General features: G+C 71.0%; 17 protein-coding genes and 7 pseudogenes. 3 read left to right on the top strand and 21 right to left on the bottom strand.

The genetic code is table 11. The annotated features are described in order from the left end of the window. Nucleotides 1-44 precede the first annotated feature (44 nt). The gene (locus MTP03_RS10060; RefSeq protein WP_248491795.1) at nucleotides 45-917 is read right to left on the bottom strand and encodes a TauD/TfdA family dioxygenase; all 873 of its coding nucleotides are present in this window, start codon (nucleotides 915-917) and stop codon (nucleotides 45-47) included. Nucleotides 918-950: 33 nt separating this feature from the next. Continuing rightward, a pseudogene (locus tag MTP03_RS10055) lies at nucleotides 951-1,930 on the bottom strand (quinone oxidoreductase). A 128-nt stretch (nucleotides 1,931-2,058) separates the two neighbouring features. On the opposite strand from MTP03_RS10055, the gene MTP03_RS10050 reads away from it, so the two are divergent. The 3 genes and pseudogenes from MTP03_RS10050 to MTP03_RS10040 all read left to right on the top strand — a co-directional run bounded on the left by MTP03_RS10050 (nucleotide 2,059) and on the right by MTP03_RS10040 (nucleotide 6,382). Further along, nucleotides 2,059-3,090 carry an AraC family transcriptional regulator gene (locus tag MTP03_RS10050; protein ID WP_248491794.1) on the top strand — a complete coding sequence of 344 codons (1,032 nt, stop codon included), beginning with the start codon at nucleotides 2,059-2,061 and terminating at the stop codon, nucleotides 3,088-3,090. 93 nt (nucleotides 3,091-3,183) lie between these two features. Further along, nucleotides 3,184-4,440 (top strand): bifunctional glycosyltransferase family 2/GtrA family protein, encoded by a 1,257-nt coding sequence (locus MTP03_RS10045; RefSeq protein ID WP_248491793.1) that lies wholly within the window; start codon nucleotides 3,184-3,186, stop codon nucleotides 4,438-4,440. After that, nucleotides 4,437-6,382, top strand: a pseudogene (locus MTP03_RS10040) (glycosyltransferase family 39 protein). Before MTP03_RS10045 ends, MTP03_RS10040 begins: the two are co-directional and overlap by 4 nt. Before the next feature lies 1 nt (nucleotide 6,383). Here MTP03_RS10040 and ruvB read toward each other — a convergent pair. The 19 genes and pseudogenes from ruvB to thrS form a co-directional block, all read right to left on the bottom strand. Continuing rightward, nucleotides 6,384-7,424, bottom strand: coding sequence for a Holliday junction branch migration DNA helicase RuvB (gene ruvB, locus MTP03_RS10035; RefSeq protein WP_248492118.1), 1,041 nt, complete (start codon nucleotides 7,422-7,424; stop codon nucleotides 6,384-6,386). A gap of 48 nt (nucleotides 7,425-7,472) precedes the next feature. After that, a pseudogene (ruvA, locus tag MTP03_RS10030) lies at nucleotides 7,473-8,070 on the bottom strand (Holliday junction branch migration protein RuvA). After that, complete coding sequence (gene ruvC, locus MTP03_RS10025; RefSeq protein ID WP_248491792.1) at nucleotides 8,067-8,651, bottom strand: crossover junction endodeoxyribonuclease RuvC; 585 nt, start codon at nucleotides 8,649-8,651, stop codon at nucleotides 8,067-8,069. The pseudogene ruvA and the gene ruvC overlap by 4 nt, the downstream one beginning before the upstream one ends. 105 nt (nucleotides 8,652-8,756) lie before the next feature. Then, nucleotides 8,757-10,196 (bottom strand): VanW family protein, encoded by a 1,440-nt coding sequence (locus MTP03_RS10020; protein ID WP_248491791.1) that lies wholly within the window; start codon nucleotides 10,194-10,196, stop codon nucleotides 8,757-8,759. A gap of 11 nt (nucleotides 10,197-10,207) precedes the next feature. After that, entirely contained in the window at nucleotides 10,208-10,456 is a 249-nt protein-coding gene (locus MTP03_RS10015; RefSeq protein WP_248491790.1) for a hypothetical protein, read from the bottom strand. Nucleotides 10,457-10,529: 73 nt separating this feature from the next. Further along, nucleotides 10,530-11,285 (bottom strand): YebC/PmpR family DNA-binding transcriptional regulator, encoded by a 756-nt coding sequence (locus tag MTP03_RS10010; RefSeq protein WP_248491789.1) that lies wholly within the window; start codon nucleotides 11,283-11,285, stop codon nucleotides 10,530-10,532. Nucleotides 11,286-11,335: 50 nt separating this feature from the next. Then, nucleotides 11,336-12,730: a wax ester/triacylglycerol synthase family O-acyltransferase gene (locus MTP03_RS10005; protein ID WP_248492117.1), complete on the bottom strand. Its 1,395-nt coding sequence runs from the start codon at nucleotides 12,728-12,730 to the stop codon at nucleotides 11,336-11,338. Between the two features lie 51 nt (nucleotides 12,731-12,781). Further along, on the bottom strand, nucleotides 12,782-13,384 hold the full coding sequence (gene pdxT, locus MTP03_RS10000; protein ID WP_248491788.1) for a pyridoxal 5'-phosphate synthase glutaminase subunit PdxT: 603 nt from the start codon (nucleotides 13,382-13,384) through the stop codon (nucleotides 12,782-12,784). Nucleotides 13,385-13,406: 22 nt separating this feature from the next. Then, nucleotides 13,407-14,231 carry an acyl-CoA thioesterase II gene (locus MTP03_RS09995; protein WP_248491787.1) on the bottom strand — a complete coding sequence of 275 codons (825 nt, stop codon included), beginning with the start codon at nucleotides 14,229-14,231 and terminating at the stop codon, nucleotides 13,407-13,409. A gap of 19 nt (nucleotides 14,232-14,250) precedes the next feature. After that, complete coding sequence (locus MTP03_RS09990; protein ID WP_248491786.1) at nucleotides 14,251-14,799, bottom strand: PP2C family serine/threonine-protein phosphatase; 549 nt, start codon at nucleotides 14,797-14,799, stop codon at nucleotides 14,251-14,253. A gap of 249 nt (nucleotides 14,800-15,048) precedes the next feature. Continuing rightward, entirely contained in the window at nucleotides 15,049-16,344 is a 1,296-nt protein-coding gene (locus tag MTP03_RS09985; RefSeq protein WP_248491785.1) for an RDD family protein, read from the bottom strand. Nucleotides 16,345-16,459: 115 nt separating this feature from the next. Beyond that, on the bottom strand, nucleotides 16,460-17,365 hold the full coding sequence (pdxS, locus tag MTP03_RS09980) for a pyridoxal 5'-phosphate synthase lyase subunit PdxS (protein WP_256465252.1): 906 nt from the start codon (nucleotides 17,363-17,365) through the stop codon (nucleotides 16,460-16,462). A gap of 216 nt (nucleotides 17,366-17,581) precedes the next feature. Then, nucleotides 17,582-19,159, bottom strand: a complete 1,578-nt coding sequence (locus MTP03_RS09975) for a serine/threonine-protein kinase (protein WP_248491784.1) — start codon at nucleotides 19,157-19,159, stop codon at nucleotides 17,582-17,584. Nucleotides 19,160-19,169: 10 nt separating this feature from the next. After that, a pseudogene (locus MTP03_RS09970) lies at nucleotides 19,170-20,185 on the bottom strand (NUDIX domain-containing protein). 13 nt (nucleotides 20,186-20,198) lie between these two features. Next, complete coding sequence (locus tag MTP03_RS09965; RefSeq protein WP_248491783.1) at nucleotides 20,199-21,323, bottom strand: glycosyltransferase family 4 protein; 1,125 nt, start codon at nucleotides 21,321-21,323, stop codon at nucleotides 20,199-20,201. After that, nucleotides 21,324-22,249, bottom strand: a pseudogene (locus MTP03_RS09960) (phosphatidylinositol mannoside acyltransferase). A 124-nt stretch (nucleotides 22,250-22,373) separates the two neighbouring features. Beyond that, a pseudogene (gene pgsA, locus MTP03_RS23615) lies at nucleotides 22,374-22,853 on the bottom strand (phosphatidylinositol phosphate synthase); the annotation flags it as partial. 57 nt (nucleotides 22,854-22,910) lie between these two features. Next, nucleotides 22,911-23,460 (bottom strand): annotated as a pseudogene (locus MTP03_RS09950) (HIT domain-containing protein). Between the two features lie 33 nt (nucleotides 23,461-23,493). Beyond that, nucleotides 23,494-25,491: a threonine--tRNA ligase gene (thrS, locus tag MTP03_RS09945; protein WP_371820965.1), complete on the bottom strand. Its 1,998-nt coding sequence runs from the start codon at nucleotides 25,489-25,491 to the stop codon at nucleotides 23,494-23,496. Between the last annotated feature and the right edge of the window lie 9 nt (nucleotides 25,492-25,500).

Raw genomic sequence — 25,500 nt, 5'->3', positions numbered from 1 at the left:
GGGTTGATCGGGCTGAATGTCTCTGTGTCGGTGATGATTCGGGGTCAGAAGGGGCGGTCGCCGACGATGCCGGCGCGCTCCATCCTCCGGACCGCCGGCCAGTAGTCCTGGACGGCGTAGTGCTGGGTGCAGCGGTTGTCCCAGATGGCGAAGCTGTCCCGGCTCCAGCGCCAGCGCACCTGGAACTCGGGGACCGCGGCCTGGCGCTGCAGGTACTGCAGGAGATCGCCGGCGCCGGGGGCGTAGTCGAAGCCGAAGCGGACGTTCTCGTCGTTGTGGAAGTTCGTCAGGTGCGTGGTGAACGAGTTGACGAACAGGATCTTCTCGCCGGTGTCCGGGTGGGTCCGGACGACGGGGTGCTCCGCGTCGGGGAACTTCGCGTGCATGGCGTGCCGCTGCTCGATCGGCAGGCGCGCACCGAAACTCGCCTCGATCGAGTGCCTGGCCCGCAGCGGTGCGATCCGCGCCTTCACGTCCTCGGGGAGCGCGTCGTACGCGGCCACCATGTCGACCCAGATGGTGTCGCCCCCCACCTCGGGACCCTCCACGCAGCGGAGCACCGACCCGAAGGGCGGGCACTCGCGCCAGGTGGCGTCGCAGTGGAAGGCGTTCTCGTACGCCTCACGATCACTGTCGAGGTCCTTGTAGATCCGCACCAGGCCCGGGTGTTCGGGGTCGCTGCCGAGGACGGGGTGGTCCTCCAGTTCGCCGAAGCGGCGGGCGAGGGCGACGTGGTCGGCGCGGCTGATCGGCTGATCGCGGAAGAACAGCACCTTGTGCTGCACGAGGAGCGCACGCAGCTCGGCGAACAGGTCGTCGTCGTGCGCGACCTCCGCGAGGTCGACATCGGTCAGTTCGGCGCCGATGTGCGCGGTGAGCCGCCGGGCGTTCATGGTTCGGGGGACGGTGACGGTCATGGCGGTAGTCCTTTCCGATGTCGGATCGGGGGATCAGGGCAGGAGGATGGAGGAGCCGGTCAGCGCGCCGGACTCGAGTTCCTTGTGGGCGCGGGCGGCGTCGGCGAGCGGGTACCGCTGGCCGATCTCGATGCTGATCCGGCCGGCGGCGATGTGGCCGAACAGCTCTCCGGCCAGCTCGGCGCGTTCGGCGGGGTCGGCGATGTAGTCGGCGAGCCCGGGCCTAGTCACGAACAACGACCCCTTGATCGCGAGCTGCATCGGATCGATCGGGGGGATCGGGCCCGACGAGGTGCCGAAACACACCAGCAGGCCGCGCTTGGTGAGGCTGTTCAGCGAGGCGTCGACGGTGGCGGCGCCGATGCTGTCGAGCACCACGGGGACGCCGGCGCCGCCGGTGATCTCGCGGACGCGCTGGGCGGTGTCCTCGCGGCGGTAGTAGATGATGTGGTCGACACCGTGGGCCCGGGCGACCTCCGCCTTCTCCTCGGTGGAGACGGTTCCGATCACGGTGAGGCCCAACAGCTTCGCCCACTGCGCCACGATCAGGCCCACGCCGCCGGCCGCGGCGTGCAGCAGGATCGTCTCGTCGCCGCGGAACGGGTGGACGCGACGCATCAGGTACGAGGCGGTCAGCCCCGCATCGTGCACGCGGCCGCGGTCTCGAAGTCCACACCGTCGGGCAGGTGGATGAGGTGCCGGGCCGGCAGCACGAATTCGGAGCTGTACGCGCCGAGCGGGGTGCCGGTGTAGGTGTAGGTCACGCGGTCGCCGGGGGCGAAACCCTCGACCCCGGGACCGACGGCCTCGACCACGCCGGCGGCCTCGACGCCCATGCCGTTGGGCAGGGGCACGGGGTACAGGCCGGTGCGGTAGTAGATGTCGGCGAAGTTCAGGCCGATCGCGTGGTGGCGCACGCGCACCTCGCCCGCGCCCGGAGCGCCGACGGTGACCTCTTCCATACGCAGCACGTCGGGCCCGCCCGTCTCGTGGAATCGGATCGCGTTGGCCATGTCGTGGGTCCTCCAGATGTGTCGAAGTGGTGCGTTCGTCGATGTGATGCGGACTACATTAGGAAGCCGGCACGGCCTAGAATGTTCCTCACGGGACACGTAGGTATTCATATCGGGACAGGAGGGTGATGCCAGTCACAGCCAAGAGGTCCACTCCGCCGCTGTCCCGGTACGCGGCCCTCGCCAGCTATCCAGACCTGGCACGATCGCTCGGCGCAGACCCCCGCGCCCTGATGCGCGCGTCGGGCCTGGACCCGAGCGGAGTGGCGATGCAGGACCGGTGGGTGCCCGCGTCCGCCGTCAACGATCTGCTCGAACGCACCGCACAGGCCGCGGAACGCGACGACCTGGGGCTCCGCCTGGCCGAACTGCGCCGGCTCTCGCACCTCGGCCCGCTCAGCCTGGTGCTCCGTGAGGAGCCCGATGTCCGCAGCGCGCTGCGGCTGCTCGTCCGCAACGAGCGGATGTACAACGAGGCGCTGCACACCCGTCTGTCCATCGCGGACGGGATCGCGACGATCCGCGTGGAGCTCGAACTGGAGAAGCCCGCGCCCGTCGGCCAGGCGATCGACTTCGCCGTGGGCGTGGTCCACGCGATCCTGCGCGATCTGATCGGCGGCGGGTGGTCGCCGCTGTCCGTCTCGTTCGGGCATCCGCCGCACCTTCACCGCGAGACGCCCCGCCGGATGTTCGGCGGATCGCTGCGCTACGACGCCGACTTCAGCGGAATCACTCTCTACGAGCGGGATCTCGACCGCCCGACCACGACGGCGGACCCGCAGTTCCGGGCGTACACGCGCCGGATCGTCGGGGCGGTCGACGAGCAGGCGGCACCCGAATCCACCGAACGGATCCGCGAGCTCGTCGACATGCTGCTGCCCACCGGCCGGTGCTCGGCCGATCAGGTCGCCCGCAGCATCGGCGTGGACCGGCGCACCGTGCACCGGCGCCTGGCCGCGGAGGGCACCACGTTCACACAGGTGGTCGACGATGCCCGGGCCGCGCTGGCGCAACACCTGGTCGCCGGCCGGCGGTACACGTTCACCGAGATCGCGAGCATCCTCGCGTTCTCCAGCCCGTCGAACTTCTCACGCTGGTTCCGCGGCCGGTTCGGCTCGACGCCGCGCGCCTGGCGGATGGCCGCAACCGTCGGCGGCTAGCACCGGGACCGGGCCGGGAGCCGGGCACGGTTCCCAGTGACCGCACAGACGTACGACAGGAGCGCGGCAGCAGCGCAATCGAAGGTTGTCCGCATGACAACCGAGACCGCCCCCGACCGCACGGTCACCTCGACACAGGACCGGACCGAGCCGTCACCGGACGCCCCCGTTCTCGACATCGTGATCCCCGTGTACAACGAGGCCCACACGATAGTGCCCTGCGCGGAGACGCTCCGTGCGTACCTCGATGCCGCACTGGGCATTCCGGCGCGGATCACCATCGCGGACAACGCCAGCACGGATTCCACGCTCACAGTCGCCGAGGGCCTCGCGACCCGGCTCGACGGTGTCCGCGTGGTGCACCTGGACGCGAAGGGCCGCGGCCGCGCGCTCCGCCGCGTGTGGGCGGAGTCCGACGCCCGCGTGCTGGTGTACATGGACGTCGACCTCTCGACCGACCTCAACGCCCTGCATCCCCTGGTCGCACCGCTGCTCTCGGGGCACAGCGACATCGCGATCGGCACCCGCCTGGGACGGGGCGCGAACGTGGTGCGGGGCCCGAAGCGGGAGTTCATCTCCCGCGGCTACAACCTGCTCCTGCACGCCGCTCTCCGGGCCCGCTTCTCCGACGCGCAGTGCGGCTTCAAGGCGATCCGCACCGACGTCGCCCGCGAGTTGCTGCCGCTGGTCGAGGACGGCGAATGGTTCTTCGACACAGAACTGCTGGTGCTCGCCGAACGCGCCGGCCTGCGCATCCACGAGGTCCCCGTCGACTGGACGGACGACCCCGACAGCCGGGTGGACATCGCCGACACCGTGCGCAAGGACCTGAAGGGCGTGTACCGGGTGGGGCGGGCGCTGGCCGCGGGCGCGCTCCCCCTCGACGACGTCCGACGCGCCCTCGGGCGCGAGGAGCCGCAGCTGGCGGGCGTCCCCCGCAACATGATCGGCCAGCTGGCCCGGTTCGCGGCGGTGGGCGTCGCGAGCACGATCGCGTACGCGGCCCTCTACCTGTTGCTGCACTCCCTCCTCGGGGCACAGGGGGCGAACTTCGCCGCGCTGCTCATCACCGCCGTCGGCAACATCGCGGCGAACCGGTCGTTCACCTTCGGCGTGCGCGGCCGCGAGGGCGCCGCCCGGCACCACCTCGAGGGGCTCGTCGTCTTCCTCCTCACGTGGGCACTGACGGCGGGAAGCCTCACCGCGCTGGTACATCTCGCGCCCGACGCGAGCCGGGGCCTGCAGCTGGCCGTCCTGGTGGTCGCGAACCTGGTGGCCACCGTCACCCGTTTCCTGGGGCTGCGCCTGATCTTCCGCGCCGCGACCGCCGAGCGGGCGGGGCGCCGATGACCAGGACGCGCGAACGCATCGCGCTCTCCGCGCTCCTGCTCGGCACGGCCGTCGCCTACCTCTGGGGGCTCGGAAAGTCGGGGTGGGCCAACGCCTTCTACTCCGCCGCCGTGCAGGCCGGCACCGTCAGCTGGAAGGCCATGTTCTTCGGCAGCTCCGACGCCGCGAACTCGATCACCGTCGACAAGCCTCCCGCCTCGCTGTGGGTGATGGAGGTCTCGACCCGCATCTTCGGCGTGAACACCTGGGCGATGCTGGTGCCCGAGCCCTCCTCGGGGTGGCCTCCGTCGGACTGCTGTATGCGACGGTGCGCCGCCGTTTCGGCCCGGTAGCCGGCCTGCTCGCCGGGCTGCTCCTCGCAGTGACACCGGTGGCGGCCATGATGTTCCGGTTCAACAATCCGGACGCGCTGCTGGTGCTGCTGATGATCGCGGCGACGTGGGCGATGCTGCGCGCCGTCGAGGACGGCCGGTGGCGGTGGCTGATCGCGTGCGGCGCCTTCGTCGGCCTGGGCTTCCTCACCAAGCAACTCGCCGTGATGCTCATCGTCCCCGGTCTGGCGCTGACGTACTTGGTCGCCGGGCCGCCGAAGCTCGGCACGCGCGTCGCGCAGTTGTTCGCCGCGGGAGCCTCGATGGTCGTCGCGGCCGGATGGTGGCTGCTGACGGTCGAGCTGTGGCCCGCCTCGTCGCGGCCGTGGATCGGTGGCTCGCAGAACAATTCGATCCTCGAGCTCACCCTCGGCTACAACGGCCTCGGCCGCCTCAACGGCGATGAGACGGGAAGCGTCGGCCCCGGCCGCGGCGGCATGGAGATGCCGCCGGGCTTCGAGCTCCCCGCGGGGATGGAGACGCCTGGGCGCGGCGGCGGGATGTTCGGCGACTCCGGGATCCTCCGGATGTTCCAACCTGAGCAGGCCGGCCAGATCGCCTGGCTGCTCCCCGCGGCATTGATCGCGATCGCCCTCGTGCTGATCCTGCGCCGACGGACCGAACGCACCGATGGCGATCGCGCCGCCGTGATCGCCTGGGGCGGCTGGCTTCTGGTCACGGGGATCACCTTCAGTCTCATGGCCGGGATCTTCCACGCCTACTACACCGTGGCGCTGGCCCCGCCGATCGCGGCACTGGTGGCGATCGGCGTCGCCGTCGGCTGGCGCGAGCGCGCGCGGACGTGGGTCCGAGCGGTCGGCGCCCTCGCCGTCGCCGCCACGGGCGGAACTGCCTGGTACATCCTGGATCAGACGCCCGCGTGGAACCCGTGGCTGCGCTGGACCATCACGGCCGCCGCAGCCGTGGCCGCCCTCGCGCTGCTCACGACTCTGCTCCCCGCACGGCGCCGCACGGGGCACCTCACCGGCCTCATCACCGTCGCCGCGTTGTTCTCCGCGGTCGCCGGGCAGGTGGCCTTCACAGCGGAGACCATCGCCTCACCCAGGCAGGGCGCGATCGTCTCAGCCGGCCCGTCGAGCGGCCACGGCTTCGGCGGTGGCCCGGGCGGCGGGAAGCGGATGGACCGTCTCGGCCCCGCGGACGGCGCGGTGCGAGGGCGCGACACCGAACGTCGGGGCGGCGGACCGTCGTTCCTGACGGGCAGCACGGCCGGGCCCGAGGTAACGGCCCTCCTCCTTCGGGACGCGGACCGGTACACCTGGGTCGCGGCGACGGTCGGCGCGAACGCTGCGGCCGGCTACCAACTGGCGACGGAGAAGCCCGTGATGCCGATCGGCGGGTTCAACGGCACCGATCGCGCCCCTACTCTGGTGCAGTTCCAGCAGTACGTGGCGGACGGGCGGATCCACTACTTCCTCGCCGAATCCGGTGGCGGATTCGGTGGATTCGGGTCGGGTACCGCATCCGAGATCCGCACGTGGGTGGAGAAGACCTTCGCGCCGCGCACCGTCGACGGGGTGACGGTGTACGACCTGACCGCCCCGAAGTAGGTCAGAAGAGGCGCTCGTCGCCGGCGTCGAAGTCGCCGCGGACCTCGATGCCGGAGGCGAGCGCTCCCGCGGGCGGCTCGAGCCCGAGGTGGTGCCAGGCCGCCATGGTGGCGACGCGGCCGCGCGGCGTGCGGGCGAGCATGCCCGCGCGCACGAGGAACGGCTCGCACACCTCCTCGACGGTGCCCGGCTCCTCGCCGACGGCGACCGCGAGGGTCGAAACGCCCACGGGCCCACCGCCGAAGCTGCGGATCAGGGCTCCGAGCACGGCGCGGTCGAGCCGGTCGAGGCCCAGCTCGTCCACGTCGTACACCTTGAGCGCGCCGCGCGCCACGTCGACGGTGACGCTGCCGTCCGCCCGGACGTCGGCGAAGTCGCGGACGCGGCGCAGCAGCCGGTTGGCGATACGGGGCGTGCCGCGGCTGCGGCTACCGATCTCCGCGGCCGCCTCCCGCTCGATCGTGATGCCGAGGATCTTCGCGCTGCGCTCGATGACCTGCACCAGGTCGGCCGTCTCGTAGAAGTCCATGTGCGCGGTGAAGCCGAAGCGGTCGCGCAGCGGGCCGGTGAGCGCGCCGGACCGGGTGGTGGCCCCGACCAGGGTGAACGGCGCCACATCGAGCGGGATGGACGTGGCACCGGGGCCCTTGCCCACCACCACGTCGACGCGGAAGTCCTCCATCGCGAGGTAGAGCATCTCCTCGGCGGGCCGGGCCATGCGGTGGATCTCGTCGATGAACAGAACGTCGCCCTCGACGAGGTTCGACAGCATCGCGGCGAGGTCTCCCGCGCGCTCCAGCGCGGGACCCGAGGTGACCCGCAGGGCGGTGCCGAGCTCGCCGGCGATGATCATCGCGAGGCTGGTCTTGCCGAGGCCGGGCGGCCCGGACAGCAGGATGTGGTCGGGGGTGCCGCCGCGCAGCTTCGCGCCGTGCAGCACCAGCTGCAGTTGTTCGCGGACCTTGGGCTGGCCGATGAACTCATCGAGCGATTTGGGGCGCAACGACTCCGAATCGTCGCCGACGAGGGCCGCCGGGCCCATGATGCCCTCGGCCTCCTCGAACTCGCTGCCGACCTCGTCGTCGTGCATCTAGCCGCGCCCCAGCGACTTCAGCGCGTCGCGCAGCAACTCGGACACCGGCTTGCCGGACCCGGCCTCGACCGCGGCGGCGACGGCCGGCTCCGCCTGTTTCGGGGTGAAGCCGAGGCCCTCGAGCGCGTCCAGCAGCTGTTGTGCGACACCGCCCGCGGGCACCGTCGACCCGGCGACGGCACCGCCGTCGGTGGGCGACGCCGACACCTTGTCCTTGAGCTCGATGTGGATCCGCTCGGCGACGCGCTTGCCGATGCCGGGGATCAGGCACAGGGTCTTGAGATCGCCCGACGCGATCGCCGTCTGCATCTGCGCCGGATCGAGCACCGCGATCGCCGCCATCGCGAGCCGCGGGCCACGCCCTGCACCGTCTGCAGCAGGTGGAACAGCTCCTGCTGCGGCGCGTCGGTGAAGCCGTACAGGGTCTGCGAATCCTCGCGCACCACCATGGAGGTGAGCAGGAAGCCCTCCGCGCCGCGCGTGAGCGCCCCGCCGTGGCCGGGGCGACCAGCACCTTGTAGCCCACACCCGCGCACTCGACCACCACGTGGTCGAGCCCGATGTGCCGTACCTCGCCGCGCAGCGACGCGATCATCGCACTCCTCCTGATACGCGGCCGGCGCTGCGCTGCGCCGCGAGCCGCTGCTCGAACATCTTCTTCTGTTCCGCCGCCTTGCGTTCGGCCTCGGCCATGCGGGCGATCATCGGCGCGCGCCAGCTGTGGCACACGGCGAGCGCGAGCGCGTCCGCCGCGTCGGCCGGCTCCGGGGCCTTCTGCAGGCCCAGGATCCGGGTGATCATGGCGGTGACCTGAGCCTTGCCGGCGTTGCCGTTTCCGGTGACCGCGGCCTTCACCTCGGACGGGGTGTGGAAGTGCACGTCGATACCGCGGCGGGCCGCGGCCAGCGCCACGACGCCGCCCGCCTGCGCGGTGCCCATCGCGGTGGACACGTTGTGCTGCGCGAAGACCCGCTCGATCGCGATGACGTCGGGCTCGTGGGTGTCCATCCAGAACTCGGCGGCCGTCCACACCGCCAGCAGCCGCTCCGGGAGCGGCATGGTGGACGGCGTGCGGACCACATCCACATCGAGCGCCGTGACCCTGCGCCCCACTCCGGTCTCGACCACCGACAGGCCGCAGCGCGTGAGCCCCGGGTCCACGCCCATCACTCGCACACCCGCACCTCCCGCGCACCGGTCCGGCAGCACCGAACAGTCAAACCTTTGTTCGAGAGCATACCTTGCATGCTGCACCGCGAGCGTCAGCAACACACGTCGGCGCTACTCGCAGATGACAGTGGGGACGGGGTCGTACTTCACGGTACGCGTGTGGCGCGAGATCACGCCGCCGGTCTTGGCGTCCGTGATCGTCCGGGTGTTGCTGGTGGTGAATCCGGGCTGGCCGGTGCTCGCGACGCAGTGCGGCCCCTTCGGAAGCCGGATCGTGCTCGGCTGCGTGGGCAGCGAACGCGAACCGGTGCTCGACTGCACTTCACGGGTCTTGGTGCTCCACATCCGGACCGTCACCGACGACGCGCCCGCGCTGGACTCGATGACGATGCCGTGCGGGGTGTTGTTGGTGAACCGCAGGTCGATCGCGCCCTCGAACACCGTGGCCTCACGGGCCTCGGGGTAGCGGGAGATGTAGTAGCTGTGCTCCGTGTGACCGGCGTCCTCGAGCCCGGCGAAGTAGGCGGCGTTGTAGAGAGTGGTCGCGAACTGCGAGATGCCTCCGCCCACGGCCTTGTCCGGGCGGCCGTTGTTGATGATCCCCGACTCGACGTAGCCCTGCGCGGTGCCGCGCGGGCCGGTGAAGCCGTTGAGCGAGAAGGTCTCCCCCGGCAGCACGACGGCGCCGTTCACCTCCTGCGCCACGCGCCGGATGTTCACGCCCGAGGCGTCGCTGAACCCGCCGGTGGAGAACTCACTCACCACCTCGCGCACGCCCAGTTCCTTGGCCCGCGCGGTCGTGAGCTTCGGCTCGACGGCCTTGAACTGCGCCGTCGCCGTGCGGCCGCGGCCCGGCCCCTCCACGACGGCCTTCGCGAGCGCGTCGAGCGTCGGGTCCCACACCACCTCGCGACCGGGGACGGACTCGGTCACCGACGGTGTGCCGCCCGACAGGCTGAACGAGGCGTCCTCGGGCTCACTCACCGCCGAATCCAGGCGCACGTCCAGCACCTTGCGCGCGGCCGCGCGGTCCACCTGCGGGGCGAGCCCGCCGGCACCGTCGGGCCGGAACGACAGGAACTTCCCGATGTCCCCCGCCGTCACCCGCGCGACCGTGCCCGCCGGCACGCCGGCGCCCTCGCCGCGGAGGACCACGTCGGACGCGACCGCCTGCGCGGCGGCGCCGGCGGCGACCGCGCGGGCGGTGTCCACGCTGACCGTCGGCGTGACGTGCTCGGTGGGCACCGTGATGTCCGTGGAATCGGGCCACGCCTCGGCGACCGCGGCGGCGGCCTTCGCGGGATCGATCCGGTCGCCCACCTTCGGCTCGACGACCACGGGCCGGCCGTCGCGGTACACGACGGCCCCGTCGCCCGCCGCCGACGTCAGGGTCGTGGCGGCCTTCGCGACCGCGGCGTCGAACACCGCTCGGTCCACGGTGGAGGCGGCGTGGACATGCCGGTCGCTGACCAGTCCCACGACGTCGCGCCACGGCGACCGCTGCGCGATCGCGCGCTCGACGGTGCCGCGCACGTCCATCCGCAGCCCCAACTGCTGCGGCGTCAGCTCGACGGCGCCCTTACCGGTCCGCAGGGTGACGCGCGCCGCGTCGGCCCGCTCGGCCGCCGGCGCCGGCGCTCGGCCGCCTCGTCGCGCTCCAGCGCGCCGAACGGGACGCCGAGCGCGGTGGCGCCGTGCACCGTCTCGGCGCGCCCGGTCTCCCAGACCGCCGCCCCACCCGCTCCGAGCAGCAACGCCGCCACCAGAGCGAGGGCCGGAACCCGGCGCAGAGCCGTTCGAGTACGAGTCACATCCTGAGAATATCCTGACGCCTTCGGTTACCGAACAGTAGACCCGATTCGAGGCGCTAATTCTGAACAGGGTTCAGTCGTCTTCGAGCTGCGCCAGGACCTCGTCGGAGATATCGACGTTGGTGTAGACGTTCTGCACGTCGTCGCTGTCCTCGAGTGCGTCGACCAGCTTGAACACCTTGCGCGCGCCGTCCGCGTCGACCGGCACCTCGACCGAGGCGCGGAAGCCCGACTCCGCCGACTCGTAGTCGATGCCGGCCTCCTGCAGCGCCGTGCGCACCGCGATCAGGTCCGTCGGCTCCGAGACGATCTCGAACTGCTCGCCGAGGTCACTGATCTCCTCCGCGCCCGCATCCAGCACGGCCATCAGGACGTCGTCCTCGGCCTGATCGTTCTTATCGAGCGTGACGATGCCCTTGCGGGCGAACAGGTACGACACCGAGCCCGGATCCGCCATGTTGCCGCCGTTGCGGGTCATCGCGACACGGACCTCGCCGGCGGCGCGGTTGCGGTTGTCGGTGAGGCACTCGATGAGCACGGCCACGCCGTTCGGGCCGTAGCCCTCGTACATGATCGTCTGCCAGTCGGCGCCGCCGCCCTCCTCGCCGCCGCCGCGCTTGCGGGCGCGCTCGATGTTGTCGTTGGGAACGGAGTTCTTCTTCGCCTTCTGGATCGCGTCGTACAGCGTGGGGTTGCCGTCGGGATCGCCTCCGCCGGTGCGCGCAGCCGCCTCGATGTTCTTGATCAGCTTGGCGAACAGCTTGCCGCGCTTGGCGTCGATGGCCGCCTTCTTGTGCTTGGTGGTAGCCCATTTGGAATGGCCGCTCAAAGGAACCTCCGGGTCTCGTCGGTGTGGGTCACAACGTCAACCCCACGATTTTACGCGTAGGCCTTCTCCAGTTCCGAGAGCGCGTCTTCCAGATGATGGATCAGCCGCTGCACCTTGGGCACCGCCGTCCGGCACGCGACGATGCCGAACTCGAGGTTCCGGTTGTTCGTGCAGATGGTGATGTTGGCCGCCTGACCCTCCCATGCGATCGACGCCGGGTACACGCCGTCGAGGTGGGCACCGTTCCAGTACATGGCCTCGCGCGGCCCCGGAACGTTCGAGATGACGAGGTTGAACGGCGGCCTGGTCAGACCCCGGTACCCGGGCAGCATGCCCGGCGCCAACCCGGCGATGTTCGCCGCGCTCAGCGCGAGGATCTGCAGCGGCGAGAGCTCGCCCATCACCTTGCGCGCCGCCTTGACCGAGTCCTGGATCACCGTCACCCGCTGCGCCGGATCGGTGAGATCGGTTCCCAGCGTGGCGATCACTGCGCCCACCGCGTTGGACGAATCCTCCTCCCCCTCCTTCCGGAGGGAGACCGGGACCATCGCCGTCAGCGACCGATCGGGCAGCACTTCCAGCTCCTCCAGATACGCGCGCAGCGCGCCGCCGCACATCGCAAGCACGATGTCGTTCACCGTGGCGCCCGCCTTGCGCCGCACCTCATCGATCCGGTCCAGCGAGTAGGACTGCGCGACGAACCGCCGCGCCCCGCCGATCGGCACGTTGAAGATCGTGTTCGGCGCCTGGAACGGGGCCATGTAGTCGTGATCCCGGAACGAGGTGCCGACCACCTTGAGCGACGCCGGCAGCATGCCCAGCACCTCGCCGGTGAGGCCGCCGACCTGCTTGACGGTGTCGAGCGGGTTGAACGGGAGCAGGCCCTTGGAGGCCCCTTTGGTCTCCAACTCCGACGGTGCCGGCCGCTTCCGTCGGCCGAGGCCGGGCTGCCAGACGACCCTGCCCTCGCGGTCGTTCGGGTCGGGCGAGAGCGCCAGCGTCATGTACCGCAGCGCGGACACCCCGTCGACCAGCGAGTGGTGCACCTTGGAGAACACCGCGAACCGGCCGTCCTCGAGCCCCTCGACGACGTGCACCTCCCACATCGGGCGGTGCCGGTCGAGCAGCGTCTCGTGCCAGAGCGAGACCTGCTGGAAGAGCTCGCGGATGCGCCCCGGCTGCGGCAACGCCGAGTGCCGGACGTGGTACTCGAGGTCGATCTCGTCCACGTCCGACCACCACGTGTTCCCGAGAATGCCGACCGGATCGGCCGGGCGTCGGCCGAACTTCTCGCTGACCGCCACGTGCGACCGCATCGTCTCCACCACGGAGCGCACGTAATCCGGGCCCGCCCCCTCGGGCGGGGTGAACAGCTGCAGGCCGCCCACGTGCATCGGATGTTCGCGGGACTCCGCCATCAGGAACATCGAATCGGTCACCGGCATGTAGCTCACGAGGCCACTCCTACTCCATCACGCCATGGGGAGGCATTGTCTTCAGCCGCGCCGCACCATCTCCAGGAACCGCCGGTGGATTCGCAGATCGCCGGTGACCTCGGGATGGAAGGATGTGGCCATCGTCACACCTTGCTGCACTGCGACAACCGTACCCGCCGACGCGCCCGCGTCAGCGGGCACCCTGGCGAGCACCTCGACGCCGTCGCCGACCCGCTCCACCCACGGGGCCCGGATGAACACCGCGCGAACGGGCGCACCGTCGAGCCCGGCGACCGCGAGGTCGGTCTCGAACGAGTCCACCTGCCTGCCGAACGCGTTCCGGCGCACCGTCATGTCGATCGTCCCGAGGCAGCGCGCGTCGGGCCGCGTGTCGAGCACCTCGGAGGCGAGCAGGATCATCCCGGCGCACGAGCCGTATGCGGGCAGACCCGCGGCGAGGGCCTCGCGCAGGGGGTCGAAGAGGTCGAAGACACCCAGCAGGCGGCTCATGGTGGTCGACTCGCCGCCCGGGATGACCATGCCGTCGACCGCCGCCAAGTCGGCGGCGGTACGCACGGCCGACGTCCGCGCGCCCACCGCCTCGAGCGCCTGACGATGCTCGCGCACGTCACCCTGCAGAGCCAGTACCCCGATCGTCGTCACGGGGAACCAGCCTATGCGGGCGCTACTTGCGGTAGCGGTGCAGGCCCTCTTGGATGACGACCGCGACGAGCGAGCCGTCGCGCGCGAAGATCCGGCCGGCGGTGAGCGCCCTGCCGCCGCCCGCCGACGGCGACGTCTGGTCGTAGAGCAGCCACTCGTCGGCGCGGAAGGGGCGCAGGAACCACATCGCGTGATCGAGCGAGGCGACCTGCGTGTCGACGCCCGGGTGAGCGACACGGGCCGACCCGAGGAGCGTCATGTCGCTCATGTAGGCCAGGGCGCTGACGTGGGTGTTCTGGTCGTCCGGCAGCGGAGCGATGTGCCGGAACCACACCTGCTGGTGCACCGCGCGGCGCGCGTACGGCTCCGTGAGCTCCTGCGGGACGATGCGGATGTCCCAGTCGCTCCACTCCTCGAACAGCCCGATGCTCTCGCGCGTCGCGTTCGGGTCGTCGCGCGGGCTCATCACCGACTCCGGTTCCGGCGTCGGCGGCATCTCGTCGGTGTGCTCGATGCCCTCCTGCCCGGGGAGCTGGAACGAGGCCGACATCGAGAAGATCGCCTCCCCGTCCTGCACCCCCGTCACCCGGCGCGTGCAGAAGGAGCGCCCGTCGCGGATCCTGTCCACCAGGAACACCGTGTCGGCGTCGGGGTTGCCCGGGCGCAGGAAGTAGCCGTGCAGGGAATGCACCTGCATCTCGTCGGGCGCCGTCGAGATGGCGGAGCGCAGTGCCTGGCCGGCGACCTGGCCGCCGAAGGTGCGCACCAGGATCGACGGTGCGTGGATCCCCCGGAAGATGTCCCGGTCGATCCGCTCCAGACTCAACAGCGCTCGGATGTCAGCCACGAGCGATGACTCTACTGCCTCACCAGTCCGCGCCGGTCGGTTCGGTGGTCGCGTCCACCACGATCACCGTCACGTTGTCGCGGCCGCCCGCGTTGAGCGCTGCGGAGACCAACTGGTCGGCGCACTCATCGATCGGGACGTCACTGTCGAGGATGTGCCGGATCTCGTCGTCGGTCAGCTCGCCGTTGAGCCCGTCGGAGCACACCAGCAGCTTCTCCCGGGGCTGCGCGGGGACGATCCAGAAGTCCGCATCGGGCTCCATCCCGGCGCCCAGGGCGCGGGTGATCACGTTGCGCCGCGGATCCACGCGGGCCTGTTCGGGGCTCAGGAAGCCGCCGTTGATCAGCTCCTCGACCTGCGAGTGGTCGACGGTGAGCTGCTCGAAGTAGCCCTCGGCGAGCCGGTAGGTCCGCGAGTCGCCGATGTTGACGACGAGCCAATGCGGAACGCCCTCGTAGGTGGTGAGCAGCACGCCCGTCACCGTGGTGCCGGCCCGCTTGCCGGTCTCCGAGTCGATCGCCTCGATCGCGGCGTGCGCGTCGCGCAGCCGGTCGACGACCTTCTCCATGACCTCCTGCGCGTCCGCCGGCTCGGGCCGAAGACCTCTGCGAGCGCCTCCAGCGCGGCGGCCGAAGCGACCTCACCCGCGTCGTGTCCGCCCATGCCGTCGGCGAGCAGGAACATGCCGGGGCCGGTGAGCGCACCGTCCTCGTTGGTGAGGCGGACACGCCCCGGATTGCTGATGGCGACCCACTTCATGGACACGCCACCCTGCGCCCCGTAGACGATCTCGGAGCGAGCCTCCCCGCGTCCGTCGTCATCCGCCGAACACCTTGAAACTCCGCTGCCCCATGTGCACGACGCTGCCCTTCTCCACGGCGTACCTGACTCCCTTGGTGAGCTCGGTCCACGACTCGCCGAACGCGATCGCCGAACCGTTGGTCGAGCCCACGTCCTCCACCCACAGTTCACCGCGGGTGATGCCGAACAACAGGTGGGTCTTGGACACCGAGGCGGTGTCGTCCACCAGCACGTGCTTGGTGATCTTCGCCGCGTCCGCGCCCTGCGGGATGACCGGCTCGCGGCCGATGATGCCGTCGCTGCGCACATCCACCGAGTGGCCGTCGTCGAACCGCAGCACGATCGGCGCGCCGCCGGGCTGCATCGGGGCCGGTGCGGCGGGACGGGCCTGCGGGGCCTGCGCGGCCGGCCGGGGCGCCGTCTGCTGCTGCGGGACCGGCGGAGGACCGGCGGGGCGGGGCGGCTGCGCCTGCTGCGGCGCCTGTGGCTGCGGAAACGCCTGCGGCGGCTGGCCGAACGCGGCGGCCGGCGGCAGCGGGGCGGCCGGCGCGTCGCCCTCCGTGGGCGGCGGGCCGAAGCGCGGCGGGATCGGGCGCAGGCCCGGGACGTCGTCCGGGAGCGGCGGCAGCGACGGCGGCTGCAGGCGCTCGCGGACCTCCACGACCTCGGTCTCCGCATTCGCGGCCAGCGGCTCGACGCCCGTCTCCGCCTGCGGGTCGGCGGCGGGTGCGGTCGGGGGCAGCGGGGTGGGGATGCGCTGCAACCCCTGGTCCTGTTCGCCCGTCACCAGTCCGCCCAGCGGGCCCGACGGTGCCGCAGCACGGCGGGCCGGGGCCTCGACGTCAGCGTCGTCGATCACCGTGGACCGGGAGGCCTTCTCGTGGACGCCGCGCCGCGCACCGTCGGCGAGGACCGACCAGCCGGGCAAGTACACGAGGGGGGCGAGGACGTTGAAGACCACCGAACGGATGGCCGCCGACGGGAACCCGACGCGGTGGAACGACTGCGCGTCGACCACCGTGAGCCCGGCCAGCATCTTGCCGGGGCTGGCGCCGAACAGGCCGTGCAGCACGATCGACGCGACGATCGCGACCGCGGCCCCGATACCGACGAACGGCCACCCCATGTCCAGGCCGGCCACCACGTTCACGATCAGCGCGATTGCCACCACCGTGGCGGCGATGCACAGGTCCGCGATGTACGCGAGCACGCGCAACACGATCGGCGCGGCCTCGACCTGGGATCCGCCCGAGATCACGGAGGTCTGCGCCCCGTACTCCTGCGTGGTCCGATCCGTTGCTCGCTCTGACATCCTCCGCCTCACTGCCTACAGAAATTCCAGCACTCGTCGTCCCGTCCACCGGGCACGCGACATGCGCAGCCTCGACGCTAGCGCGATTCGACGAGCACCGGCGGCCGACATGCCGTCACCAGCCGCGTTCGGCCAGCCGATGCGGCTGCGGGATGTCGTCGACGTTGATGCCGACCATCGCCTCGCCGAGTCCGCGGGAGACCTCGGCGAGCTTGCCGGGATCGTCGTAGAAGGTGGTGGCCGCGACGATCGCCTTGGCCCGCTGCTCGGGGTTGCCCGACTTGAAGATGCCCGAGCCCACGAAGACGCCCTCGGCGCCGAGCTGCATCATCATCGCCGCGTCGGCCGGGGTGGCGATGCCGCCCGCGGTGAACAGGGTGACCGGCAGCTTGCCGTTCTTGGCGACCTCGACGACCAGGTCGTACGGCGCCTGCAGTTCCTTGGCGGCGACGTACAGCTCGTCCTCGGGCAGCGAGGTCAGGCGGCGGATCTCGTCGCGGATCTTGCGCATGTGGGTCGTGGCGTTCGACACGTCACCGGTGCCGGCCTCGCCCTTGCTGCGGATCATCGCGGCGCCCTCGGTGATGCGGCGCAGCGCCTCGCCCAGGTTGGTCGCGCCGCAGACGAACGGCACGGTGAACGCGAACTTGTCGATGTGGTTGGTGTAATCGGCCGGGGTCAGGACCTCGGACTCGTCGATGTAGTCCACGCCGAGCGCCTGCAGGATCTGGGCCTCGACGAAGTGGCCGATGCGGGCCTTCGCCATCACCGGGATGCTGACGGCGCTGATGATGCCGTCGATCATGTCGGGATCCGACATGCGGCTGACGCCGCCCTGCGCCCGGATGTCCGCGGGCACGCGCTCGAGCGCCATGACCGCCACCGCACCGGCGTCCTCGGCGATCTTCGCCTGCTCGGGAGTGACGACGTCCATGATCACGCCGCCCTTGAGCATCTCGGCCATGCCGCGCTTGACGCGCGCGGTGCCGGTGACGGGTGCGGTCTGGGGATCAGTGGTCACTGTCGTGAACTCCTTCGGGGCCGGGACGTTGACCTACCAGTATTCCCGATGACGGTGCGCGGTCCCAGGCCGGGTCGACAGGCCGGGCGCCGACGGCACACCCGAGGATCGCGTCGTGATCACCTTCCCGCGGTGGTTCGCGACTGCAGCAGGTGGTTGCAGCCCTGTGAGCAAGAAGGAAACCCCGCGGGAAGAATGCGGGCCGAGCCAGCGACGTCAGCGGGTCCAGGAGGAGCGGGCGGGCTCAGTGGCGACGGAGCGTCCGTCGCCGCGGGTGATCACCAGGCCGCTGGAACTCACGGTGTAGACGGTGTCGTTCTCGGCCTCGCCCTTCACGTCGCGGTTCACCGCGCGGAACACCCCGCCGGCGGAACGACTCGCGGTCAGCGTCAGGCCGCTGTTGTCGCCGGACGCCCGTGCCCCGCGGTAGGTGTAGTCACCGTCGGCGCTGCAGATCACGACCCGGGAACCCGACCCGGCCCCCGAGGTGAGCAGCGCGAACTCCAGGGTCTCGCCGCCGCTGCAGCGGGCCGGGCTCCCGACGAACCCGTATTGGTCGGCTCCTGGCACCGTCGGCGCCGGCTGGGAGGCGGTCGCCGTCGCCGTCGCGGTGACAGTCTCGGTCTCGGTGGCGCCCGTCGGATCGGTGGCGGCCGGGGGCGTGGGCGTCGGCGTCGGCGTCGGCGCGGCGGCCCCGGAGTCGCGCCCGAACGCCAGGTACCCCACACCCGCGAGCGCCACCACCAGCACCGCGACCAGCGCGGCGAGCGCGATCACCTTCCCGTTCCCGCCGGAACCGCTCCCACCCGCAGCAGCGGCGGGTGCCGCCGGCACGGGACCGGTCGGGGTCGCGCCGTACGCCGGCACGGGCGTGGGCGGCGGGGTGGGCCGGAGGACGGTGGCGGGCGCGACCGGTGGACGCTGCGGCGCGGTCGGCCCGACGGTGCGCGGCCGCACCCCGCCCGCGAGCGCGGCACGGAACGCGGCGGCGAACGCGGCGTTGTCGGGGAACCGGTCCCGCGGCTTCTTCGCCATCGCCCGCTCGAACACGGACAGCAGGCCGGCGGGCAGTCCGGTGAGCCGGGCAGCGGGATCGGGCACCGGCGCCTGCAGGTGCGCCATCACTACCGAACTCGGCGATCCAGGACCGAACGGTGGAGTCCCGGTGAGCAGCTCGAACGCGGTGCACGCCAGCGAGTACTCGTCCGCCCGGTTGTCCAGCGGGTCGCCCTCGATCACCTCGGGGGCGAGATAGGCCATCGTGCCGACGGCCGTCCCCGTCGCGGTGAGCGAGCTCGCGTCGTCGCTCGCCTTGGCGATGCCGAAGTCCACCAGTTTCACCGCGGGCGGACGACCGCTCCGCGCGGGCTCGAGCAGTATGTTGCCGGGTTTGACGTCGCGGTGCGTGAGGCGCCGCTCGCTCCACGCCCAGTCGAGCGCGGCGCCCACCTGCTCGATGACGTGTGCGACGGTCTCCGGCGGCAGCGGGCCCCGGGTCCGCAGCACCTGGGCCACGTCCTCGCCCGCGATGAACTCCATCGTCAGCCACAGGCGGCCCTCGTACTCGCCCCGGTCGTAGATCGTCACGATGTTCGGGTGCCGCAGCCCGGCGAGGATGTCCGCCTCGCGCTGGAACCGCGCCGCGAACTCGGGGTCGCCGCCGAACTGCGGCCCCAGCAGCTTCAGCGCGTCCTGCCACGGCAGTCGCGGATGGTCGACGAGGAACACCTCGCCCATCCCACCGGCGCCGAGGCGCCGCACCACGCGGTACCCGGAGATGTCGTTCGGCTCCATGCGACCCTCCTCAGTCGATCGCGACGGGCTCGTCCGGCGCGGTCCCGGCGGCGAGCGCGGCCCGCACGTCGGGGATCAGATCCGCGAGCGCCGCGGGGTAGACGGGGTCCGGCAGGTCCCGGATCTCCTCGGGCGTGCACCAGCGCATCTCGTCCAGGGTGCGGCGCTCGAGCTCCGTCCACCCCGACGGTGCGGGTTCGAAGCGCTCGCACGCGGCGGCGAAGAAGAACTCGACGGAGTCGATCACGGCACCGTCGAACGCGAAGACGGCCTCCCGACGGAACAGCGGGCCCACGAACTCCGGCGCCGTGAGCACGAGCCCGGTTTCCTCCCGCACCTCGCGCACCGCGGCCGCGCGCAGTTCCTCCCCGCGCTCTACTCCCCGCCCACGGTGAACCACCACCGGCTATCGGGGTTGCGCGGCTCGTGTCCCTGCACCACCAGCACGGCGCCGTCGGGGGCGACGAGGATCACGCGCGCCGAGACGCGCCGGTCGTCGGCGCGGGCCAACAGCGCGGCGGGCAGGATCCCGCCGCGGTCGACGATGTCGAAGTAGCGCGGCATCGGCGCGGTGCCGCCCAGGTGCAGCCAGCGAACGAACCGGCGGCCGCGCAGTGCCCGGGTGTCGCGGACGGCGTCGTTGTGGAACCGCCGGGCCATCGTGACGCGCGTATCGGCGTCGGCGACCTCGGCGACCAGCGAGCGCGGCAGCTTCTCGATGTCGATCGCGCCGATCGCGGCGGACAGCCGGTTCTCCATCGGCTCGCGATCCTCGACGCCGGCGTTCTCGGCGCGGTCCGCCGCGGCGCGCAGGGCCCGCCCCTCGTCGGCCGGCAGCGTGGCGGCGACGGCCCGGGCGACGGCGGACCGTCGGGCCAGGGCGGCCTCGAGCGCCTGTAGGGACAGATCCACCCGCACGTGCAGCCGGTCCAGACGGTGCGCGGTCTGGTACGCCAGGGCGGCCACGATCAGGACGGCCATCACGATGAGGCCGATGACGAGCACGGTGGTGGCGGTCAGATTCAGCACGGCGTCCTCATCAATCGTCTATCGACACGACGACACCCGGCACGGCGACGGTCTCGTACACGCGGATGACCTGCTCGGCCACCACCGACCAGTCGAACCGCCACACCACTTCGGACGCGCGGGTCACGAGCTCGGCGCGGCGGAAGTCGTCGGACAGCAGGCCCGCGACGGCGCGGCCGAGGGCGGCACCGTCGCCGATGGGGAACAGCAGGCCGGCCTCGCCCCCGTCGAGCACGCGCTCGAAGGCGTTGAGGTGGCTCGCGACGACGGCGGTGCCGGCGGCCATGGCCTCGACGAGGACGATGCCGAAGCTCTCGCCACCGAGGTTGGGGGCGACGTACACGTCCGCGGAGCGGAGCGCGGCGGCCTTCTCCTCGTCGGTGACCGCCCCGAGCAGGCGCAGGTGCTTCGCGTACGGGCCGGCCTCGCGGAGCAGCTTCTCCTCGTCGCCGCGGCCGATCACGAGCACCTCGACGTCGGGCTGCGCCTCCACGATCGCGGGGAGCGCCTCGAGGAAGACAGCCATCCCCTTGCGCGACTCGTCGTACCGGCCGAGGAACAGCACCGTCTTCCCCGGGCGCGGGTAGCCGGGCAGCAGGGGCCCGTCGGCGAACGCGCGCACGTCCACCCCGTTGGGGATCTCGATGGCGTCGGACCCCAGGGACTCCATCTGCCACCGGCGCGCGAGTTCCGACACGGCGATCTTGCCGCGGATCTTCTCGTGCGAGGGCCGCAGCACGCTCTGGAACACCGAGAGCACCAGCGACTTCTCCGTGGAGGTGTGGAACGTCGCCACGATCGGGCCGTCGGCGATCGCGAGCGCCAGCATGCCCAGGCTCGGCGCGTTCGGCTCGTGCACGTGCAGCACGTCGAACTCGCCGTCGCGGATCCACTTGCGCAACCGGGCGAACGCCTTGGGGCCGAAGGACAGCCGCGAGACGGAGCCGTTGTACGGGATCGCCACCGCCTTGCCGGACGAGACGGCGAAGTCCGGCAGTACCGTCGACTTCGACGACGGCGTGAGCACCGACACCCGGTGCCCCCGATCGATCAGCACGCGCGCCAGGTCGACCACGTGGGCCTGCACGCCGCCCGCCACGTCGAACGAGTACGGGCAGATCATCCCGATCCGCATCTAGGCTCCGCCCGCCGCATCGCCGCCGGTGCCCAGGACCCGCTCGCGCCGCGCCTGCGACCAGTCCGCCTCCCACAGCGGCTGCAGCATGTGCCAGTCGGCGGGGTGCTCGGCGATGTTGCGCTCGAAGGCGTGGGCGAGTTTCTGCGTGGCGTCCTCGATGCCGCCGGACACGTCGATCGGGTCCTCGGACTTGAAGCCCCAGGCGTCGCCCTCGAACCAGCAGTGCACCGGCAGGAGCGGGGCGCCGGTGTCGATCGCCAGCTTCGCGGGGCCGGCGGGCATCCGGGTGCGCTCGCCGAAGAACGTGACGGGGACCCCGTGCCGCGCCAAGTCGCGCTCGCCGAGCAGGCAGATGGGCCGGCCCTCGCGCAGCCGCTGTGCCAGGGCGGGCATGGGCGGCTGCTCGCCGCCGGACAGCGGGAAGATCTCGAACCCCAGCGACTCGCGGTACTCGACGAACCGCCGGAACAGCGATTCGGGCTTGAGCCGCTCGGCCACGGTCGCGAACCGCCCGTACCGGTGCACCAGCCAGACGCCGGCCATGTCCCAGTTGCCGCTGTGCGGGAGCGCCAGTACGGCACCGGTTCCCGCGTCCATCGCCTCGTGCAGGCTCGGCACGTCCACGTACTTCTCGAGCGTCGCGCCGAGCTGCGCCAGGTCCATCGACGGAAGCCGGAACGACTCGCGCCAGTACCGGGCGTACGACCGGGAGGACTCCTCGATCAGGCTCTGCGGCACCGCATCCGGGGTCGTGCCGAGCACGCGCGCGAGGTTCTTGCGCAGCTGCGTGTTCTCGCCACGGCGCCGATGCGCCCGCCCACGTCGTCGATGAGGAACTTCGCGGCGAACTCGGGCACGCGCTTGGCGAGCGCCCAGCCTGCGCCGTACGCGAGGTCGGCCGCCTCCTCCCGGGGGTCGATCACGCGGGTCCCTCCCCTTCGCCGCCCGACGGTGCCGCGGCCGCGATCGGCAGCAGCTCGGTCGCCCCGGCGAGCGCCGCACGCTGAGCGCGCGCTGCACCACGGTGACGATGCTGGTGACCGCGAGGAACCACATCGCCAGGTGGATCGCCCACCAGACGCCCAACCCGGTGAAGCCCGCGCCCACGAGCACGATGATGAGCCGTTCCGGGCGCTCGATCCAGCCACCGTCGCCCCTGAGACCGGAAGCCTCCGCCCGGGCCTTCGCGTAGCTGATGACCTGCGAGGTGACCAGGCAGATCAGGGTGGCGATCAGCAGGTTGTAGCGGTTGTCCTCGGTGAACACGGCCCACCAGGCGAGGCCCGCGAAGACCGCGCCGTCGGCGACGCGGTCGCAGGTGGCGTCGAGCCAGGCCCCGAACCGGGTGCCGCCGCCGCGCACGCGGGCCATCGCGCCATCCAGCATGTCGAACATGACGAAGAACCAGATGATCATGGTTCCCCAGAACAGCTGGTCCGCTGGGAACAGCCAGAGCGCCGCGCCGACGGAGCAGACGGTTCCGAAGAGCGTCACCGCATCGGGCGTCAGACCGGTCTTGATCAGCACCTTCGCGATCGGATGGGTGACCTTCGACACCGCCTCACGACTGAAGATCGCGGACACTCAGACCTCCTCCCAGGCCTTCGCCATCAGCGCGCGGGTCTGTCCCAGCAGCTGCGGCATCACCTTAGTGCCCGAGAGCACCGTGATGTAGTTCGCGTCGCCGGGCCAGCGCGGCACGATGTGCTGGTGCAGGTGCTCGGCGATCGACCCGCCGCCCGAGCGGCCCAGGTTGAAGCCCACGTTGAACGCTGCGGGCCGGGAGATCCGCTTGATCACCCGGATCGTCTTCTGCGTGAGCTTGATCAACTCGAACGCCTCGTCGTCGGTCAGGTCCTCGAGGTCGGCCACCTGCCGGTACGGCACCACCATGCAGTGTCCGGGTTGTACGGGAAGAGGTTGAGCACCACGTAACAGTGCTCGCCCCGGGCCACGATCAGCCCGTCCTCGTCCGCGAGCTTGGGGATCTCGAGGAACGCGGTACTGCCCTCCGGGACGGGAGGGTATCGACGAGGTACCGCATCCGGTACGGCGTCCACAGCCGCTCGATGGTCTCGTCGCCGTCGCCGACCCCGAAGTCGGTGTGCGCGCCGCCGCCCGTGGCGTCCGTCATCGGTTCCTCTCCCGTCTCGTCCGTCGGTCCCCGTCAGGCGGTGCCGACGGTGCTCTCCGCCGGGCCCAGCAACTCGGCCGTCGGGGACTCGTTGCGGCGCGCGTGCACCCAGTCGACGATCCGCTGCACGGCGTCCTCGACGGGCACCTGGTTGACCTGGGTGCCGTCGCGGAACCGGAAGCTCACCGCGCCGGCGTCGCGATCGGTCTCGCCGGCGAGCAGCATGAACGGCACCTTCTGCGTGGTGTGGTTGCGGATCTTCTTCTGCATGCGGTCGTCGCTGTGGTCGACCTCGGCGCGGATCCCGTGCTTACGCAACTCGCGGATCACCGTCTCCAGGTGGTCGCCGAACTGCTCGGCGACGGGGATGCCCACGACCTGCTGCGGGGTGAGCCACGCCGGGAACGCGCCGGCGTAGTGCTCGGTGAGCACGCCGAAGAACCGCTCGATGGAGCCGAACAGGGCGCGGTGGATCATGACCGGGCGCTGCTTGGTGCCGTCGGGCGCGGTGTACTCGAGCTCGAACCGCTCGGGCAGGTTGAAGTCCAGCTGGATGGTGGACATCTGCCAGGTGCGGCCGAGTGCGTCCTTGGCCTGTACGGAGATCTTCGGGCCGTAGAAGGCGGCACCGCCCGGATCCGGCACGAGGTCGAGGCCCGAGGCCTCCGCGACCTGCTGGAGAGTCTTGGTCGCCTCCTCCCAGACGTCGTCGGAGCCGACGTACTTCTCCGGATCCTTGGTGGAGAGCTCGAGGTAGAAGTCGTCGAGGCCGTAGTCCTTGAGCAGCGAGAGCACGAACTCGAGGGTCGTGGTCAGCTCCTCGTGCATCTGCTCCTTGGTGCAGTAGATGTGGGCGTCGTCCTGCGTCATGCCGCGCACGCGGGTCAGGCCGTGGATCACGCCGGACTTCTCGTACCGGTACACCGAGCCGAACTCGAACAGCCGCAGCGGCAGCTCGCGGTACGAACGGCCACGGGCGTCGAAGATCAGGTTGTGCATCGGGCAGTTCATCGGCTTGACGTAGTAGTCCTGGCCCGGCTTGGTGACGTTGCCCTCGTCGTCGTACTCGGCGTCGAGGTGCATGGCCGGGAACATCCCGTCCTTGTACCAGTCCAGGTGGCCCGACACCTCGTACAGCGTGCTCTTGGTGAGGTGCGGGGTGTTGACGAAGTCGTAGCCGGCGTCGATGTGCCGCTGCCGCGAGTACTCCTCCAGCTCCTTGCGGATGATGCCGCCCTTGGGGTGGAAGACCGGCAGACCGGAGCCCAGCTCGTCCGGGAAGCTGAACAGGTCCAGCTCGGCGCCCAGCTTGCGGTGGTCGCGCTTCTCCGCCTCGGCGAGCAGCTCGAGGTACTCGTCCATCGCCTCGGGCGACTCCCAGGCCGTGCCGTAGACGCGCTGCAGGTCGGCGTTGTTCTGGTCGCCACGCCAGTACGCCGCGGAGCTGCGGGTCAGCTTGACGGCGGGGATGTACTTGGTGGTGGGCACGTGCGGGCCGCGGCACAGGTCGCCCCAGATCCGCTCGCCGGTGCGGGGATTGAGATTGTCGTAGGCGGTGAGCTCGGCGCCGCCGACCTCCATGACCTCGCTGTCGTCGGCCGCGCCCTTGTCGTCGATCAGCTCGAGCTTGTACGGCTCGCCCGCCAGCTCGGCGCGCGCCTCGTCCTTCGACTCGTACACGCGCCGCGAGAAGCGCTGCCCCGACTTGATGATCTGCTTCATCTTCTTCTCGAGACCCTTGAGGTCCTCGGGGGTGAACGGCTCAGCGACGTCGAAGTCGTAGTAGAAGCCGTCCTTGATGGGCGGACCGATGCCGAGCTTGGTGCCGGGGAAACCGTCCTGCACCGCCTGCGCGAGCACGTGCGCCGCCGAGTGGCGGATCACGCTGCGCCCGTCCTCCGTGTTCGCCGCGACGGACTCGACCTCGGTGTCGGTCTCGGGGACCCAGCTCAGGTCCTTGAGCGTGCCGTCGGCGGTCTTGACGACGACGACGGCCTCGGGGCCCTTGTTGGGAAGGTCCAGCTCGCGCATAGCTGCCCC

The sequence above is a fragment of the Tsukamurella sp. PLM1 genome (genome assembly GCF_023168325.1).
Taxonomy (GTDB): Bacteria; Actinomycetota; Actinomycetes; order Mycobacteriales; family Mycobacteriaceae; genus Tsukamurella.
The sequence above is the reverse complement of the archived record's forward strand: the minus strand, read 5'-3'. Positions and strand labels throughout refer to the sequence as shown.